Raw genomic sequence first — 17378 nt, 5'->3', positions numbered from 1 at the left:
CTTTTTCTTTTCGGGCAGTCATCGCTAATGAACGAACATAGGACCAAAGCCAACGTTCCACATAATCACCGTACTTGCCAGTATCGCAACCAGTAACACCAATCCACAGGTTACCACTGAGCTCGCATAGATGAACCCGCGTTCTTCGGGAATATGCATGATGATAGGGACGCCGGTGTACAGCAGATAGATGGAATAAGCGATGCCCGCCAAACCAACGAGCATGACAAACCAAACGACAGGATAGAGCGCTGCAAGCCCGACCATAAATATCGGCGTTGCGGTGTAAGCTGCCAGCTCAAGTGCTTGTGTGTATGTGGGTTCTGAACCAAACGTTCGGCTCATCCAAAGTGTTAGATAGGCGAGAGCCATTACGCCGGTGATCAATGCAAAATACATAGCAAAAGCGATGATCAGTGCGCTTTGCTCGGTAAGGAAAATAGGGTCACCAACACCAATGCTCCACCCAATATGTACACTCGAGTAGTAGGCACAGATTGGTGGGATAAGAGCCATTATGGCGGCATGACCGAGGCTTTCAACCGTCCCTTCATGACGATCGTAGATGTTCTTCCATTCTTCTTTTGGGTGGGTGTAAAGGCCCCACAAATGTCCCAGAATCATAGTCGCTCCTTCAGGCAGCTTGATACGTATCGCGAGAAAAACTCTTGTTTAACCAGAGTTAGATTTGCGTTTACATACCTATAACAACTAGCTGTTGAAGGAGCGCTTAGCAAGTTTTAATGAGCAAAACTTCGTCTATTTTTTAATCACTTATCGAAACTGGGACACTTGAGATCTTAGTCACGAATTTGATGATCTCGACTGAAAAAAAGCCAGCGAAAACTCGATAAACGCACGAAGTTTTTCTGGTTGATGTGTTTTGTCTCGGTACATCAGGTAAATATCTCGTGGGTTTGACGTCCAATCTTGTAAAACATGCTCAAGCTCGCCGTTTTCCAAGTCTTGCTGAACCAATACATCCGGAATGAGTGCAACACCCAGACCATCTTTAGCGGCAACACGAATAACACGAAGCTCAGAGGCTTCAAAACGTCCCTGTTGGGATACGCAAAGCTGTTGCCCTTTGTCATCGTTTAGACGCCAACGCATCAATGGCCAGCCTTTCAGCAAGTCGTGATGTGGCAGGTCGGCTGCATCTCTCAGCGGCGGGCGATTTTTTAGGTAGCAAGGGCTTGCGACAAGAATATCTCTCACTGAATGAAGCTTTCGAGCGATCAGCGAAGAGTCCCGCTGTGGACCAATACGAATGAATGCGTGGCGGTCATCATTGTTTTGTTGGTCGATATCATTTGATAACGCTAAGTCGAGGCGAATATCTGGGTACTTTTTTAGGAACTCAGAGAACATTGGCTGCAACAGCTTCATCGCAATGTTTGATGGCGCACTGATGCGAAGTACACCTGAAGTACCCTTGCAGCTTTCAGTTAGATCGTCAGCTGTATCGATGAGTTGCTCTAACAGTGGTTTACAGCGTTCGAAAAATGATTGGCCAGCTTCTGTAACAGACAGCTTTCTCGCGTCGCGGTGCAGTAGCCGAATTTGAATGTCTTCCTCAAGTGCTTGAATTCTGCGCGTGAGGGTAGCGACTGGAATGCCTGTTTTTTTTGAGGCTAGTGTGTAGCTGCCATGCTCAACAATAAGCCTGAACAGATTTAAATCATCTAGTTTCATAAAATTTCAGTTTCATGCGAGGGCCTTCACTAAAAGACCAGTAATTGTGTATTTCAAATTAACAAGGACTCGTTTTCGTTGTCTCATATCAAGAAAGTGTGCAACTGATGTGGACTAACATCCTAATAGCTTAGCTTACACAATTTAAAAAATGACGTGATACAGACGGTTAGAGCCTTGCAATATGGAAAAGTGGTTCAGAGTACCACGATTAGTAGCAAAGCCAACTATCCTATACAGAGTTGAAACGCATTGTGGAGTCAAAGTCAGTTGTCCAACTAGCAATGCAAATGGGAGTGCAAGACAGTGTTAGCAGGAAAAGAAGTTCTCATTGTTGAAGATGATCCGGTGTTTATCCGTATCATTGCTGGTTTTCTTCGTAAGGAAGGATGCACTGTCCGTGAGGCTGAAAATGGGCTTGATGGATTAAAAGCATTGAGAGAAGGCATTCCTGACCTACTGATAAGCGACTTATCAATGCCCATTATGACGGGTTTAGAGTTTGTCCAGGAAGTTAGTCTTGAATACCCTATGCTGCCCGTGATCGTTATATCGGGAACGGGCGGAATGTCAGACGTCGCTCAAGCGTTACGCTTCGGTGTCAAAGATTTTCTGATTAAACCCATCGACGACATTATGGTCGTGCGTTCAGCCATTATCTCCGTGCTCGAAGAGTCTGAATCAGAAACCTGTAACGACAATGATTTCACTCAACAGTGGTTTAAAGTATCCCAAGGAAGTGAGCAACCACTAACGGATGAACTCCGTTGGCACCTCGATGACTTACTTGATAACCCAGGCAATGCGCGAGATTTGCTAATGGGCTTAATGCCAGAGCAAGACTCTCGTCAGGGCGATTGGCGTTTGTCTTATCATTCCCTGCAGTCAGCAGACTCCAACCCCGTCGTTCTTGACTACATGTGGATGATGGACGGGAAAATGGCGTTTTATATGGTTGACAGTGCCTCCGCGGGTCAAAACGGTACAGCAACAACATTGATGATTCGCGCCTTCTTTAACGAATACATCCGCACACAAGACGCGGATGAAAGAGGGTTTATACACCTCGTACACCAAATTGAACACGCGATTAAAAAATCAACTTATGCGAGTCCGATACGGGCCATGTTTGGGATTCTCAACGCGGCGGACAACCAGTTAGATGTTTTATCGACAGGCCTGAACGCAGTCGTTGATGGCTCAGGCAATGCCATTATCGTCAAAAATGACCACCTTCTCGGCATCGACGCAGCGTCAACCCGATTCCAAACCATTGATCTTTCAAGCGGGAGCGTCCGTGTTTCACTTAGTGAGATAGGATTAACCAGCTTCAGCTTAGATATCCAGCGTCTGTCTGCCTAATCTGAATACATAACTGCATAGGCCGCCAATATTTGGCGGCCTTTTTATTTTTTGCAACAAAGCAACCTTAAATAAATAAAACTTGATGAAGTGCAGACAAATTGTTCAGTTACCTGCACAGCCCTTGCTGCAAGGTATCCAGCCTAATATACTCTTGAGTTGCTTCGCAAACCCGATGCAAGAATTTCCCTAGCTTTGAAATCGACGAGAATGAAATGAATCCATGGTATCTGCTCTATTGTAAACGCAGCGAGCAACAACGCGCAGAGCAGCACCTGAAACGTCAAGGTGTCGATTGCTATTACCCGCAAGTTTTGGTTGAGAAAATCCGCCGCGGTAAGCGTTCGTCCCAGAGTGAACCGTTGTTCCCGAACTACATTTTTGCTTCATTCGACCCTGAGATTATTAGCTTCACCACGATCCGATCGACCAGAGGCATAGTTGATTTTGTAAGACGGGGAAGCATTCCCCAAAATGTACCGTTTGAACTGATTGTAGAACTTATGGCTCACGAAGACAGTGACGCTCAAAGAGATGCTCTAAAGGACGTTATTAATGCGGGTGATGCTGTGCATGTCGTGAGTGGTCAATTTCAAGGGTGTGAAGCGATTTACAAAGAACCCGATGGTGAAAAGCGTTCTATTTTGTTGATCAACGTTATTGCGAAGCAAATTGAAGTATCAACTGAAAACAGAGAAATAGAAAAGGCGTAAATTGCCTAGAAATTTAAGCTGGATGCGCTTTTTGAGGGCGACACTCAAGGGCGGTAGCGTGTCTGGAATAGCTGTATAATGTCGTTTTTAAGAATTTAATTGGATATCTAGATGAAAATACTCGTCACAGGTGGTGCTGGATTCATTGGCTCAGCCGTTGTTCGCCACATTATTGAAAATACGCAAGATAACGTCGTTAATCTCGATAAACTCACTTACGCGGGTAACCTTGAGTCTTTGTCGTTGGTCTCTGATAGCGAACGGTATGCCTTTGAGCAAGTCGATATCTGTGACCGCGCAGAGCTAGATCGTGTGTTTGCAACGCATAAGCCAGATGTTGTCATGCATTTGGCAGCAGAATCTCATGTAGACCGCTCTATTGACGGTCCAGCGGCCTTTATCGAAACCAACATCATTGGTACTTACGCGCTTTTAGAAGCGGCGCGTCAGTATTGGAATACGCTGGACGGCGATAAAAAAGCCGGCTTCCGCTTCCATCATATCTCTACCGATGAAGTGTACGGTGACCTTGAAGGCACAACCGATTTGTTCACCGAAGAAACGTCGTACGAGCCTTCAAGTCCTTACTCAGCATCAAAGGCCTCAAGTGACCACTTGGTTCGCGCTTGGCTCCGTACCTACGGCTTGCCAACCATTGTGACCAACTGCTCAAACAACTACGGTCCGTACCACTTCCCAGAAAAACTTATTCCGTTGATGATTTTGAATGCACTGGATGGTAAAGCCTTGCCTGTTTATGGCGATGGCATGCAAATCCGTGATTGGTTGTTTGTGGAAGACCACGCACGCGCGCTCTACAAAGTGGCGACCGAAGGTGAGATAGGTGAGACCTACAACATTGGTGGTCATAACGAAAAAGCCAATATCGAGGTGGTGAAAACCATCTGTGCGTTGCTAGAAGAGCTGGTGCCGAATAAACCCGAAGGTGTGGCGCAGTATCAAGACCTCATCACCTACGTAAAAGACCGCCCAGGTCACGATGTACGCTACGCTATCGATGCCTCAAAAATCGAGCGCGAGTTGGGTTGGAAGCCGGAAGAAACCTTTGAGTCTGGCATACGAAAAACCGTGATGTGGTATTTGGACAACAAGGCGTGGTGGTCACGCGTGTTGGACGGCTCATACAGTCTAGAGCGTTTGGGCAACAACTAACCTATCTTAAATCTTCCCATCGATTTCATGCCTGTCTGCGGCATGAAATCTCAATCGAGTAAGCATTTTCATGAAAGGCATCATTCTTGCGGGCGGCTCAGGCACGCGTCTTTACCCTATTACTCGCGGTGTGTCGAAGCAATTGCTTCCTATCTACGACAAACCGATGATTTATTACCCGTTGTCGACGCTGATGTTGGCGGGTATTCGCGACATTCTTATTATCACCACCCCTGAAGACAACGAGAGCTTTAAGCGTTTACTGGGTGACGGTAGTGATTTTGGCATCCACCTCGACTATGCCGTGCAGCCAAGTCCAGACGGTCTGGCGCAAGCATTCATTATTGGTGAAGAGTTTATTGGTGATGACAGCGTATGTTTGGTGTTGGGAGACAACATCTTCTACGGTCAGTCGTTCAGCAAGACACTAAGAAACACCGCGTCGCGTGAATCCGGTGCGACCGTGTTTGGTTATCAAGTTAAAGACCCAGAGCGTTTTGGTGTGGTGGAATTTGATGACCAGATGCGCGCCGTCTCGATTGAAGAAAAGCCAGCGCAACCCAAGTCGAACTATGCCGTCACGGGCTTGTACTTCTATGACAACCGCGTGGTGAGCCTAGCCAAAGATGTGAAACCGTCTGACCGCGGTGAACTCGAAATCACCACCTTGAATGAAATGTATTTGAACGATGGCTCACTTAACGTTGAATTGTTGGGGCGTGGTTTTGCCTGGCTTGATACAGGAACCCACGAAAGCCTGCATGAAGCATCATCTTTCGTCCAAACAATAGAGCATGTTCAAGGGCTGAAAGTGGCGTGTTTGGAAGAAATCGCATGGCGCAATGGCTGGTTAACCGCAGAGCAGGTTGAACAGATTGCCAAGCCGATGATGAAAAACGAATACGGCCAATACCTAATGCGCCTTATTCACGAAGAGAAATCGAAATAATGAAGTTACTCATTACAGGCAGTCTCGGTCAAGTTGGCCGTTGTTTGGTTGAGCAACTGAACAGCATGACGGATGTCGAGTTCTTGGCGTTAGACCGTGAAGAGCTGGATATCACCGATGAGACTGCGGTATCTGCGGTGGTTACCTCGTTTTCTCCAGATGTCATCATCAATGCGGCGGCGCATACCGCGGTAGATAAAGCGGAAGAAGAAATCGCGCTTTCCTATGCGATAAACCGAGATGGGCCCGCGAACCTTGCCAAAGCGGCCGATAAGGTTGGTGCGGCCATGCTGCACATTTCGACTGACTATGTGTTTGCGGGCAACAAAGACGGTGAATATGTAGAGAGTGACGAAACAGGTCCGCAAGGCGTGTATGGCGAGAGTAAGCTCGCCGGTGAAATCGCCGTGGCTCAGGCATGTGAGCGTCATATCATCTTAAGAACCGCATGGGTATTTAGCGAGCATGGCGGTAACTTTGTGAAATCCATGCTGCGTTTGGCCCAAAGCCGCGACACCTTAGGCATTGTTGCTGACCAATTTGGTGGACCAACCTATGCCGGAGACATCGCCAGTGCATTGCTTCACATCGCCGTGGCCATCACCAAAGAGAACCACACAGGTTTTGGCATTTACCACTACTCAGGTATGCCACATGTGAGCTGGTATGACTTTGCCAACACCATTTTTGCAGAGGCGAAGCAACAGGGTGTGCTGACCACCGCAATGACGGTCAACCCGATTTCCACGGCAGACTATCCGACACCGGCAAAACGCCCTGCAAACTCAAAGCTGAACAACGACAAAATTCACGCACAGTTTGGCATTCATCCAAGTGATTGGCAGTTGGCATTAAAGAATTTGAAAGACTACGCGAGTTAAGCATGAACGTAATTGATACAGATATTCCTGACGTAAAAATCATTGAACCAGCCGTGTTTGGTGATGAACGTGGTTTCTTTATGGAAACATGGAACCAACAGAAGTTCGAAGAATTGGTAACCGGTAAGCCAACGCCTTTTGTGCAGGACAACCATTCAAAGTCTAATAAAGGGATTTTGCGTGGTCTGCATTACCAGACGGAAAACACGCAAGGAAAGTTGGTTCGCGTGGTATCGGGTGAAGTGTTTGATGTGGCCGTAGACATTCGAAAAGACTCGCCGACATTTGGCAAATGGGTAGGTGTGTATCTCTCAGCAGAGAACAAGCGTCAACTTTGGATACCTGAAGGCTTTGCGCATGGATTTTATGTGACTAGTGATGAGGCGGAATTTGTATACAAATGTACAGATTACTATAACCCGAGTGCCGAAGTTTCCATTAAGTGGGAAGACCAAGGAATAGATATTAAATGGCCTTTAATTAAAGGAGAGCAGCCAAGCTTGTCAGAAAAGGACAAAAATGGTTGTGCATTCTCAAGTGCTATTTCCCTGTAATAAGGCTGAACGATGAACGAACATATTTCTACAGAATCAGAGAAAGCGAAAAACTCTTTTATTAGTAGATATACTAGCAAGTGGCATTCTCACACTGGTGAAAATGATATCCAAGTTGGTATATTCTCATATCATGTTTGGTCGACACTAGGTTGGCATGATATAAAGCAACGATATAGAAGATCAGTGCTTGGACCTTTTTGGTTTACACTCAGTACTTTAATACTGGTTGGTGTTTTGGGTATTTTATACTCAGAACTTCTCAATCAAAACATTGAAGACTACCTTCCATATCTAGGTATTGGATTAGTACTCTGGCAATATATAAGTACCTGTATTAATGAAGGTAGTAATACGTTTATTTCTTACGGTTACATAATGAAACAAGCAAGAATGCCTATAACCACACATGTGATGAGGGTTGTCTGGAGGAATTTTATAATATTACTGCATAGCCTCCCAGTGGTTATTATTCTAATGCTTGCCTTTGGTCATAATGTTACGTTGAAGTTTCTATGGGTAATACCCGGTTTAACTATAATATTTCTAAATACCATATGGATTAGCATAGTGCTGAGTATTCTATGTACAAGATTTAGAGATATCCTTCCTATTGTCACGAATATAATCCAAGTCGCCTTCTTTTTTACGCCAATAATGTGGTCAAAAGAATTATTGAAAGATAGAGCTTGGGCTGCGGATATAAATCCATTTCATCACATGATAGAAGTTGTGAGAGCACCTATATTGGGCGCTGATATAGAACCGCTATCATGGATTTTTTCATGTGCATTGACTGTAATTGGCTTTATATTTGCACACTTTCTAATGGTTAAATGTCGCGACCGTGTTCCGTATTGGCTGTAAGGGGAATAACTATGGAAGTAAGACTTTTAGCGGAAAATTTGACTGTAGAATTTCCGATATATGAAAACTCACACCGGTCGCTGAAGAAGAAAGTCATAAATATGACGACAGGTGGCAGGATTGGAAGTGATGCGGGTAAACATCCGGTAGTTAGAGCTCTTGATACTCTAAGTTTTGACATACAAAAAGGTGAGCGAGTAGGTCTAATTGGCCACAATGGTTCGGGAAAAACTACTCTATTAAGAGTGCTTACTGGTGTGTACTCGCCGGTTTCTGGCTCCCTAAAGGCGAATGGAAGGATTGCTTCACTACTTGATGTGTCTATGGGGCTAGATCCCGATGCAACAGGATTCGAAAATATATTTATAAAGGGATTAATGGATGGTTTGCCACCTGAAGTAATTAAAAAGAAAGTCGACGAAATTGCAGACTTTACAGAGCTCGGAGAATATCTGAATCTACCTGTAAAAACATATTCGAGTGGTATGATGTTAAGGTTGGCTTTTTCAATATCTACGAGTGTAGAAGCTGATATTATCATTATGGATGAATGGTTAAGCGTTGGTGACGCCGCATTTAACCAAAAGGCATCTGAACGATTAAGCTCCCTTATCGATAAGTCTTCTATTTTGGTGGTTGCATCTCATGATCCAAATTTGATTGAAAATGTATGTAATAGAAAAATCCATATGGAGCATGGTAAAATAATTTCCGATGAAAAATTGTAAATTTAATTATCCTCAATCAAAGGTCTTATATGCTTAAAAGAGATAGTGTGATACTAAAAGCTGCTGAGTATGGATTTTCAAGACCCCCATTGAATTATGCAAAGGGTATGACAAGTGCTTATATTGCATACCCAATAGCTGAAAAGTTAGAGCGTCGGAATGTTTCCGGTAAATTCAGAGAAATTAATGATTACTACAAACTTCCATTCAAGGAAAGGGAAGAAATAGTAAAGCAAAAGTTATATGAGACTCTGAGTTTTGCTAATGAAAATGTACCCTACTACAGAGAACTTTTTTCTGGAATCAATTTTGATCCAGAGAAAATAAAAAAAGATATTAATTATCTTCATGACATTCCTCCGCTAACGAAAGATATTATAAGAGAGCAAGGAGTAAGACTTCTTTCTTCAAGCCTAGAGAGCACTCGACATCATGTATGTAAAACTGGTGGCTCTACTGGGCTATCTTGCTTTATTTATTACGACCAAGAGGCAGCAGATTACTCATCAGCTGTTACGTTGATATCAAGAGACAGTGTAGGCAATAAAAAGTATAAATCAGAACTACATTTTGCCTGCAGATTCAAAGGTGAAGAGCAACCTAATTGGCCGAATCGTGAGGATTTTAAGTGTTTCGCGATGAATCGAAGTAATATTTTTTTCTCTGCTCTAGACGATGCGGGACTTGAGGAAATTATTGATACTTTGAGAACGAGACGACCTCATTTAATTCATGCTCACCCATCTACAATTTTTGCTCTCGCATGTTATGTGGAAAAAAAATACGGAAATTTAAAGCTTTTTGAAGTCTTTGAATCAAGTGGCGAATTACTAGAAAGCTACATGCGTGAAAAAATTGAATTAGTTTTGAGATGTCGAGTGATTAACCGTTATGGTTTAGCTGAGCTTGGTGTTATGGCATATCAATATCAGAACCGAGAAGATATGTTTGTGTATGACTCGGAAGGATATCCAGAGAACTTCACTCAAGAAGATGGAAGAAAAGAACTTGTATTCACAGGTTTTCGAAACAAATTGATGCCGTTAATTCGCTACAGGACGGGCGATGTTGCAACAGTAGAAAAGAGAAATGATGGATTTTACATCACAGATGTTACTGGTCGTATTCATGATGTAGTGACTTTGAACGGAACGGAGTTTCCAACACATCACATCCAAGATGTATTAGATCATAGAGTGGGTGGGATTCAAGAGTTTCAGATAGACACAAGATATGGACAACCGGTGCTTAAACTTGTTCTTGAAGTTCATGCTAACGAAACAGATATAAGTTCGAAAATTGAACATTATTGGCCGGGTGCATTCTCGGTACAGTTTGTTGGTCACGATGACTTCGTTCGTGTAGGCCATCGTTCTAAATTTAGACATGTGGTTGATAAATGATTGGTATCCTAAACACTGGTTCGAGTGCTTATAAATATGTGCTTAGTGCATTTAAAAGGTCATTTACGGATTCTCAAATAGTTGAGTTATCCGATCTTTGTACGTTTAAATCAGAAAATGTAGATGCTCTGGTCCTTGTATCACCATCCGAGGAAGAACTGAATGCTACTTTAAACTCAGATGGTGTTTATAAAGTAATAATTTTTGGTTGCATCCCTCCAAGCCATGCAGAAGCTTTAAAATTTAGAGTTAGCAGTTGGCCAGAAGGTGAATGGGGAAAGGCTCCAAGTGCGGAAACGTATAGTTTCTCTGAAAGTGCTGAACTGATTGAGTATACAGAATTTGCTAATGTCTGCTTCGGTAGTATCAAAAATCGACCAATGGAGCGGTTCGATTTTATGGACGAATGGAACAATCTTGGATATGGAGCTGTTAAAACAGAAGGGGATATTTGGTCTCTTTCAACACCAATCATTTTTGATGAAAACGCCTTGTCAAATGTAACAAATGATGGAGATTTGATTTGCTCATTCTCTTCGTTGATTGATATTGATGAGAAATCTTTTCTTTGGTTTAACAGAGAAGTAGGCCCTGTAGACTCTTATGAATGGCAGATTGTGGAGGCTTATCTATCTTCCAATCTAATGGGTGGAAATACGGTCTACCCAGTATTGGTTGAAGTGCCGAATGGGTTTGATTGCGCGATTACGATGAGACTAGATTGTGATGAGGATATTGAGTCTAGCCGTTATCTTTGGAATGCATATAAGATTGAAAATATTCCTTTCTCACTTGCTATTCACACGATGAATTTAACTGATGAACGCCACTTCCCTATCATGCGAGAATTGGAAGAAGCGGGAGATGCGATACTTTCACATACCGCAACTCATGCTCCTAATTGGGGCGGGTCATATGAATCGGCATTATATGAGGCGAATACTTCGGCAAACTTAATAGAAAAGGTAATCAACAAGCGAGTGAAGTATGCCGTATCTCCATTTCACCATACACCGTTGTACGCTCTAAAGGCTTTAAGTGATGCTGGTTATAAGGGGTGCATTGGAGGAATAATTAAGAATGATCCAGAGTTCTTGACCTTCAACGGGGGAAATCTAGCTGAATTGCCGAAAAGTTTCATTGGGCATAGTCAGCAAGTTATGCTTCATGGCGATTGTATACTAAATGATAGTGGTGACTCGTTAAGAGTTTATAAAGAGTCGTTCGATATTGCCAAACAAAGTAACACAATATTTGGTTATTTAGATCATCCATTCTCTGAAAGATATCAATATGGATGGTTAACAGAAGAGCAAAGGAAAAACGTCCACTTAGAACTGATTAACTATATTCGTACTAATTCTAACAGTCCATGCTTTATGAATGAAATAGAAGCTATGGACTTTATTCAAGATAAGGCAAATTACCTAGTTAAGCTTGAAAATGGACTCCCGGTTCTTAAGTTAGCTGAAGGGTATAAACGTTTAAGTTCTTATGTACCCAAAGTACTTCTAAATGGGCAAGTTCAAGAGGTTTTAATCAGTGAGTAACGATACTACGATTGTACTGTTCTCTACCGCAGATTGGAACGAACCCTATTGGACGAACAAGCAACACACGGCTCAACTGCTTTCGAAGTTAGGTTACTCCATCGTCTATGTTGAGAGTATAGGGTTGAGAGCCCCGAAAGTAGGTAGTGCAAAAGATCTAAAGCGAATTATAAATCGCGTCGCTACAGGTATGAAAACTCTAATATTTGGAGCAGAAAAGAAAACAAATAACCTAGTGGTATTGTCTCCTTTGGTTGTCCCAAATCCTAAAAACCATAAGGTCCTAAAAAAGCTTAATGATTTTTTATTGAATTTTCTTGTAAAAAGAGAAATAAAAAAGTTCTCATTGGGTAAATTAATCACATGGACATATCACCCATTTATCCTTGGTCTAATTGGGAAAATAAAAAGTGAAAAGTTAATTTATCATTGTGTTGACGATCTTTCACAAGTTCCAGGAATTTGTGAGTCTAATTTTAAAAAGCATGAGGAAAAACTATTATCCCTATGCGACCATGTATTTGTGACAACAAAAAGTTTGGAACATAGATGTTCTAAGCTGAATGATTCTGTTCATTATCATTCCAATGTGGTTGATTTTGATCACTTTTCAAAACCAAGTTCATCGGTAAACAATTTATTAGACAGGGTAAAGAACAACGTTGCGAATAAAGTTGTCTATCACGGGGTTCTTTCAGACTTTAAAGTCGACTTTAAACTTCTATTTGAAGTGGCTAAAAGCTGTGATGATATTGATTTTTATATCATCGGACAAGAAAGAGAAGGTCAAAGAAATACTGATTTTTTAGCTTTGCAGTCATTAAAAAATGTACACCATCTGGGGTATATTCCATATTCAGATTTACCAGATTTCCTGAGATATATGGATGTTGGTATGTTGCCGACTCTCTTGAATGAGTATACCTACTCTATGTTTCCTATGAAGTATTATGAATATGTTGCTGCAGGTTTACCAGTTGTATCTACAGCACTCAATTTTACAGAATATACTAAAAATGAGGCGTTGAGTGTGGCTTCTAGTCCAGAAGAGTTTCTAAATAAAATTCTTTTTCACATAGGTAAAGGAAAGCTAGACCCTTCGACATCTAGAGTAATTGTAGGTGAAAATACATGGATGGGACGAACGAAAAAGATGTTGAGCATTATAGAGAGTAAAGCGTAATGAAGGTTCTATTTATAACCTATCCAATGGCTTTCCATACACCTGGTGGTGGTGAAATTCAATTGCTGGCCTATAAGAAAGCTCTTGAAAATAAGGGAGTTAGGGTTGATCTTTTCAATCCGTGGAAACCTAACTTTCTAGACTATGATCTCGTTCACTACTTTTCTTGTGTGGGTGGTTCAGTACATATATGTAATTTCATTCGGAATTTAGAGATTCCACTAGTTATTACATCTAGTCTTTGGGTGACAGAAGAAACTAAACATTTATATCCTGTGGACGAAATTAGACACCAACTATCATTGGCGGACGCAATAGTCGCTAACTCGGATATGGAAGGTGACGAACTGGCTAGAGTTTTCGGTCTTCAACGAGAAGTGTTCCACACGGTTTATAATGGTGTAGAAGACGATTTCTTTAAAAATGTCGATGAATGCTATTTCAGGGATGAGTTTAAAATATATGAAGAGTTTGTGCTCAATGTAGGGAATATTGAGCCAAGAAAAAATCAATTGAACCTTGTTCAAGCGATGAAAAATTATCCAGATAAAAAGTTAGTACTGATTGGGCATATAAGAGATGCCGAATATTTTGAAAAAATCAAGAACGTAGCTACCGAAGGACAACTAGTCTATCTTGGGCCTTTAAAACATGACTCTATCTTACTTAGATCGGCTTATAGTGGCGCCTCTGTATTTTGTTTGCCTAGTACTTTAGAAACGCCAGGCTTAGCCGCACTAGAAGCAATGGCTAGTGGCTGCAAATGCATAGTCACTTCAGAAGGTTCTACCAAAGAGTATTTTGGAGACCATGCTCTATATTGCCAACATGATGACATAGAAAGTATATCGGCGTGTATTGGCAGAATCTCCGAAAAAAATAATGTTAATTATCAGTCTGTTAGTGCGGTTAAGTCTTGGGCTGTAGCAACGAATGCGCTTATTGAAATATATGAAAAAGTCAAAAAAAGCAATTAGGTTGTTTATGTGCCTATATAAATCCATTCGTGAGAACAGCACGACGTTTGGTGATTGAAATTAAATATCTTGGCACTCGTCTATGCTTTAAAACCAAGATCACATAACGTTTTTCGCTCTGGTTTAAAAATGGCATGAGATTGTGCAGGAATATTGAACCGGGAGATAATTAAGCGTATGTCAGTTAGAAATAGAACGCATTGGCTGAGCGAGTTGACAAATGCTCAAGAGCTATTTTCTCTTCCTAAAGGAGTTGAGTTTATAGTTAAGATTCGAGCTGATATAGAGTACTCGACTAAATCTATTGCCCATCGTATAGCACTGTATATTTTTTGGGAAAACGAAGTTTCTCGTGAGTATCCCGATATTGATTGGAAAATATCTGATGAAGAAAAAGCCTTTTTAAGTGAAATTACTCCGGAACAGTGGACTGAAACCTATTTCGAAGGCGTCCACGAGTACTTAAAGTCGAATGCTTTATACATTAAAAATATCGAATGTGCAGTCCTAAATAGTTACGAGCGATTTGAACTAAGTGATAATGGCGACGAGAAGAGCCCTATATACTTATTTGTTTATCGTGCTAGAAAAGATTTACAGTCTAAGTTTAAACACACGGATAAGTTTGGAGAGATGCCTCTTTTATATTGGTGGCATACAGAGGGATACCAAAGATATCCCAGCTTGAGGGTTCCTATTTCCTTCTGCTCAGAACAAGCGGTTTGTGAGATTCTACAGGATACTGGATTCTATCTTCCAACTTTAGTTAAATTCTATTACGAAAGTCGCCCTGATCTACAAGCAGCATTTGATCTAAATACTGTTTGCGGCCTTTTAGACTTCAATAGTTGGTGGCTGAACGAAGGAGAGAATTGGTCTGGAGTAACCTGGCAAAGCGAAAAATTGCGCGGGCAACTACTTCAATCTGTTTTTGTAGAAAGCTTGAATAAATATGTACCAGAATTAATGATGGGTGTTTTGGGAGAGCGTTCAGACCTACAAAATGCCTTTATAATTCAGGGGGAGTTACATATTGATTCCTATATTTCTTGGTGGAATGAATTTGGCACTAAGCATTACAAAATAGCAGATGGACTCATTTTCCAAGAGAAAGAAGGCAAGATTCAGATTACTAACCAACCTTTTGACCAGGCGTTTGGAGTTAATATTGTAGGTTTTTCACATAATGATTTCGGTTTATTAGCTGACAATTTCGAAGATACCGCTGATGATTATCTATCAATTCAAGACGTGCAGACCCGTTTGAGTGATTCCTCTATTCTTTGGTCAGAAACACTAATATCTGAATATGGTGATTATAAGCCTACTATTGAATACCCTGTATCGATGTATTGCTTACCTCCTATAGAGTTGTTAAAAATATCTCTTAAAGGTGCTAGACATTTAATTGACGGTGGCGATTACAAAATAGGTGCTTGGAGTTGGAACCTTCCTCAGTGGCCTACTGCGTTAGCGAAAGCGAGAGATTTTGTAGATGAGATATGGGTTCAGAGTGATTATGTGAGGCAGTGTTTTTTAAAAGAAGGTAATGTTCCAGTTTATCTGATGCCGCATAACGTAGCTATCCCTCCTGTAACTGCGCGGCTGAGAAGCACCCTAGGAATTGGCGATGATGAATATGTTTTCTATTTGGTGTTTGATGGGAACTCTTGCCCCAAACGCAGAAATACTATTGCAGGCGTAAAGGCGTTCAAGCTTGCTTTTGTTGACGCTTATCGTGACAGCGATGTTGTTCTTGTCATCAAGGCTAAGAACATCAATCTTTCAGAGCCTATCTGGAGAGAAATCGAGGCTTTGGTTGGTCATCATCCAAAGATAAGAATAATCACAGAGACTATGAGCAGACAAGACGACATTAACTTTATGGCTTCTTGTGATTGTTTTATATCACTCCATCGTAGTGTGGCCTTTGGAAATACTATTGCAGAGGCGATGTTACTTCAGCAACCTGTTATCGTAAGCAACTATTCTGGCAATGTGGATTTTTGTTCGGAAGATACAGCTTATTTAGTCGATGGTGACCTGGTGCCATTGGACGTTGGAGATAATATATTTGGTGAAGGTCAGTATTGGTTTGAGGCTGATGTTGAACAAGCAGCTCAAAAGATTCGTTATATTTATAATAATCGGCAAGAATCGCAACGGGTAGGTATAAAGGCGCAACAGTATATTATCGAAAATTACTCTAATGCAGCAGTTACACATGCATATGTGCAGCGACTAGAGAATATACGGAGTATCCTAAATGGATAACAAAAAGTTAACAATCTATGCGCCAGATATTCATGAAGGAGATGCTGTAGGCAACCATTGTATTGGTTTAGCGAAGCTTGCTCGTAGATTGGGTTATAGTGTCAAGCTATACGCTAAAAACTATAGTTATGACAGTCAAAATATTACAATAAAATCAGTCGAGAGCTTAATAAAAGAGGTGGGTCCGGAAGAGCTAATTTTCGTAAGCTACTCCATTTTTGATCCTTCCTTAGAGCATATCCTTAGATTACCCAATAGAAAGATATGTTACTTTCATGATGTTACTCCACCAAACTTATTGCGTGGCTATGATCCGGCCACAGCTATACTCTGTGAAAAAGCACTTAAGCAAATATCAATCCTATCTGAATTTGATGTATTCATCTCCAACTCAGAACAATCAGCTAGACTATTAGAATCGGCCGGAATAAAAGACCAGGTGAATATAATACCTCCTGTGTTTGGAGATTCTTTCCTATTTAATAGGAAGGTTGAAAAAATAAATGAAAATAATGTAGAAACGGTCAGTTTACTTTCTGTCGGTAGGGTAGTGCCACATAAGCGTATTGAAGATAGCATTTCCGTACTTTCAAAACTGTCAGTTTTAGACAAAGGAAGGTACCGACTAAGAGTAGTTGGCAGTATTCCAAATAAAGACTATTTCAAGTTTCTAATCAGTCATGCCAGAAAGCTTGACGTATTACAATATGTCACTTTTTGCGGTATGGTTTCTCAAGTTGATTTAGACAATCTTTTTATAAGTTCTCAAGTGCTGATATCTATGAGTGATCACGAGGGGTTTTGTATCCCAATCCTCGAAGCTATGTATCTTGGGAAGCAAATAATACTTAAAAAAGGCACCGCAGCAGACGAATTCGCATCAAACGTAGCTATGAATGTTACCGATGTGAAAGGTGCGGTTGATGCGGTACTTTTATACTTAGAGAACAATAATAGACTTGAAGGGTTTACCGAATTAACTAAACAAGCTAGCTTAGTTTTAGAGCGAACTAATGATAATCATTGGGCCAAAATTTTTTATAACGCAGAATAATATAATAGGTAGTCT

General features: G+C 41.4%; 16 protein-coding genes. 14 read left to right on the top strand and 2 right to left on the bottom strand.

Annotation, left to right across the window (positions count from 1 at the left end):
- Positions 1–24: 24 nt before the first annotated feature.
- A complete protein-coding gene (locus LRP49_RS15090; protein ID WP_274143132.1) occupies positions 25–624 on the bottom strand; it encodes a Yip1 family protein in 600 nt (199 codons plus the stop codon).
- A 180-nt stretch (positions 625–804) separates the two neighbouring features.
- The gene (locus tag LRP49_RS15085) at positions 805–1695 is read right to left on the bottom strand and encodes a LysR family transcriptional regulator (protein ID WP_274143131.1); all 891 of its coding nucleotides are present in this window, start codon (positions 1693–1695) and stop codon (positions 805–807) included.
- 306 nt (positions 1696–2001) lie between these two features.
- On the opposite strand from LRP49_RS15085, the gene LRP49_RS15080 reads away from it, so the two are divergent.
- From LRP49_RS15080 to LRP49_RS15015, 14 genes are all read left to right on the top strand, one after another.
- Entirely contained in the window at positions 2002–3057 is a 1056-nt protein-coding gene (locus tag LRP49_RS15080) for a response regulator (protein WP_274143130.1), read from the top strand.
- 215 nt (positions 3058–3272) lie between these two features.
- A complete protein-coding gene (gene rfaH / locus LRP49_RS15075; protein WP_274143129.1) occupies positions 3273–3770 on the top strand; it encodes a transcription/translation regulatory transformer protein RfaH in 498 nt (165 codons plus the stop codon).
- Between the two features lie 111 nt (positions 3771–3881).
- Positions 3882–4943: a dTDP-glucose 4,6-dehydratase gene (gene rfbB, locus LRP49_RS15070; RefSeq protein WP_274143128.1), complete on the top strand. Its 1062-nt coding sequence runs from the start codon at positions 3882–3884 to the stop codon at positions 4941–4943.
- Between the two features lie 70 nt (positions 4944–5013).
- On the top strand, positions 5014–5892 hold the full coding sequence (gene rfbA, locus LRP49_RS15065; protein ID WP_274143127.1) for a glucose-1-phosphate thymidylyltransferase RfbA: 879 nt from the start codon (positions 5014–5016) through the stop codon (positions 5890–5892).
- The gene (gene rfbD, locus LRP49_RS15060; protein WP_274143126.1) at positions 5892–6773 is read left to right on the top strand and encodes a dTDP-4-dehydrorhamnose reductase; all 882 of its coding nucleotides are present in this window, start codon (positions 5892–5894) and stop codon (positions 6771–6773) included. Before rfbA ends, rfbD begins: the two co-directional genes overlap by 1 nt.
- 2 nt (positions 6774–6775) lie before the next feature.
- The gene (rfbC, locus tag LRP49_RS15055) at positions 6776–7327 is read left to right on the top strand and encodes a dTDP-4-dehydrorhamnose 3,5-epimerase (protein WP_274143125.1); all 552 of its coding nucleotides are present in this window, start codon (positions 6776–6778) and stop codon (positions 7325–7327) included.
- A gap of 12 nt (positions 7328–7339) precedes the next feature.
- Positions 7340–8194, top strand: coding sequence for an ABC transporter permease (locus LRP49_RS15050; protein WP_274143124.1), 855 nt, complete (start codon positions 7340–7342; stop codon positions 8192–8194).
- An 11-nt stretch (positions 8195–8205) separates the two neighbouring features.
- Positions 8206–8922 carry an ABC transporter ATP-binding protein gene (locus LRP49_RS15045; RefSeq protein ID WP_274143123.1) on the top strand — a complete coding sequence of 239 codons (717 nt, stop codon included), beginning with the start codon at positions 8206–8208 and terminating at the stop codon, positions 8920–8922.
- Positions 8923–8969: 47 nt separating this feature from the next.
- A complete protein-coding gene (locus LRP49_RS15040; RefSeq protein ID WP_274143122.1) occupies positions 8970–10325 on the top strand; it encodes a phenylacetate--CoA ligase family protein in 1356 nt (451 codons plus the stop codon).
- The gene (locus tag LRP49_RS15035; protein ID WP_274143121.1) at positions 10322–11875 is read left to right on the top strand and encodes a polysaccharide deacetylase family protein; all 1554 of its coding nucleotides are present in this window, start codon (positions 10322–10324) and stop codon (positions 11873–11875) included. Before LRP49_RS15040 ends, LRP49_RS15035 begins: the two co-directional genes overlap by 4 nt.
- Positions 11868–13058, top strand: a complete 1191-nt coding sequence (locus LRP49_RS15030; protein ID WP_274143120.1) for a glycosyltransferase — start codon at positions 11868–11870, stop codon at positions 13056–13058. The genes LRP49_RS15035 and LRP49_RS15030 overlap by 8 nt, the downstream gene beginning before the upstream one ends.
- A complete protein-coding gene (locus LRP49_RS15025) occupies positions 13058–14035 on the top strand; it encodes a glycosyltransferase (protein WP_274143119.1) in 978 nt (325 codons plus the stop codon). The genes LRP49_RS15030 and LRP49_RS15025 overlap by 1 nt, the downstream gene beginning before the upstream one ends.
- 177 nt (positions 14036–14212) lie before the next feature.
- Positions 14213–16309 carry a glycosyltransferase gene (locus LRP49_RS15020; protein ID WP_274143118.1) on the top strand — a complete coding sequence of 699 codons (2097 nt, stop codon included), beginning with the start codon at positions 14213–14215 and terminating at the stop codon, positions 16307–16309.
- Positions 16302–17363 (top strand): glycosyltransferase family 4 protein, encoded by a 1062-nt coding sequence (locus tag LRP49_RS15015; protein WP_274143117.1) that lies wholly within the window; start codon positions 16302–16304, stop codon positions 17361–17363. The genes LRP49_RS15020 and LRP49_RS15015 overlap by 8 nt, the downstream gene beginning before the upstream one ends.
- Positions 17364–17378 lie beyond the last annotated feature (15 nt).

This window comes from Enterovibrio qingdaonensis (genome assembly GCF_028683135.1).
Lineage (GTDB): Bacteria > Pseudomonadota > Gammaproteobacteria > Enterobacterales > Vibrionaceae > Enterovibrio > Enterovibrio qingdaonensis.
Note: the sequence above shows the minus strand (reverse complement) of the source record. Positions and strands in the feature narration are given on the sequence as shown.

Excerpts from the sequence above, each read along its gene's own strand:
- LRP49_RS15090 (WP_274143132.1), bottom strand. The coding sequence starts at position 624 with ATGATTCTGGGACATTTGTGGGGCCTTTACACCCACCCAAAAGAAGAA.
- LRP49_RS15085 (WP_274143131.1), bottom strand. The coding sequence starts at position 1,695 with ATGAAACTAGATGATTTAAATCTGTTCAGGCTTATTGTTGAGCATGGC.
- rfaH (WP_274143129.1), top strand. The coding sequence starts at position 3,273 with ATGAATCCATGGTATCTGCTCTATTGTAAACGCAGCGAGCAACAACGC.
- rfbB (WP_274143128.1), top strand. The coding sequence starts at position 3,882 with ATGAAAATACTCGTCACAGGTGGTGCTGGATTCATTGGCTCAGCCGTT.
- rfbA (WP_274143127.1), top strand. The coding sequence starts at position 5,014 with ATGAAAGGCATCATTCTTGCGGGCGGCTCAGGCACGCGTCTTTACCCT.
- rfbD (WP_274143126.1), top strand. The coding sequence starts at position 5,892 with ATGAAGTTACTCATTACAGGCAGTCTCGGTCAAGTTGGCCGTTGTTTG.
- rfbC (WP_274143125.1), top strand. The coding sequence starts at position 6,776 with ATGAACGTAATTGATACAGATATTCCTGACGTAAAAATCATTGAACCA.
- LRP49_RS15050 (WP_274143124.1), top strand. The coding sequence starts at position 7,340 with ATGAACGAACATATTTCTACAGAATCAGAGAAAGCGAAAAACTCTTTT.
- LRP49_RS15045 (WP_274143123.1), top strand. The coding sequence starts at position 8,206 with ATGGAAGTAAGACTTTTAGCGGAAAATTTGACTGTAGAATTTCCGATA.
- LRP49_RS15035 (WP_274143121.1), top strand. The coding sequence starts at position 10,322 with ATGATTGGTATCCTAAACACTGGTTCGAGTGCTTATAAATATGTGCTT.
- LRP49_RS15025 (WP_274143119.1), top strand. The coding sequence starts at position 13,058 with ATGAAGGTTCTATTTATAACCTATCCAATGGCTTTCCATACACCTGGT.
- LRP49_RS15020 (WP_274143118.1), top strand. The coding sequence starts at position 14,213 with ATGTCAGTTAGAAATAGAACGCATTGGCTGAGCGAGTTGACAAATGCT.
- LRP49_RS15015 (WP_274143117.1), top strand. The coding sequence starts at position 16,302 with ATGGATAACAAAAAGTTAACAATCTATGCGCCAGATATTCATGAAGGA.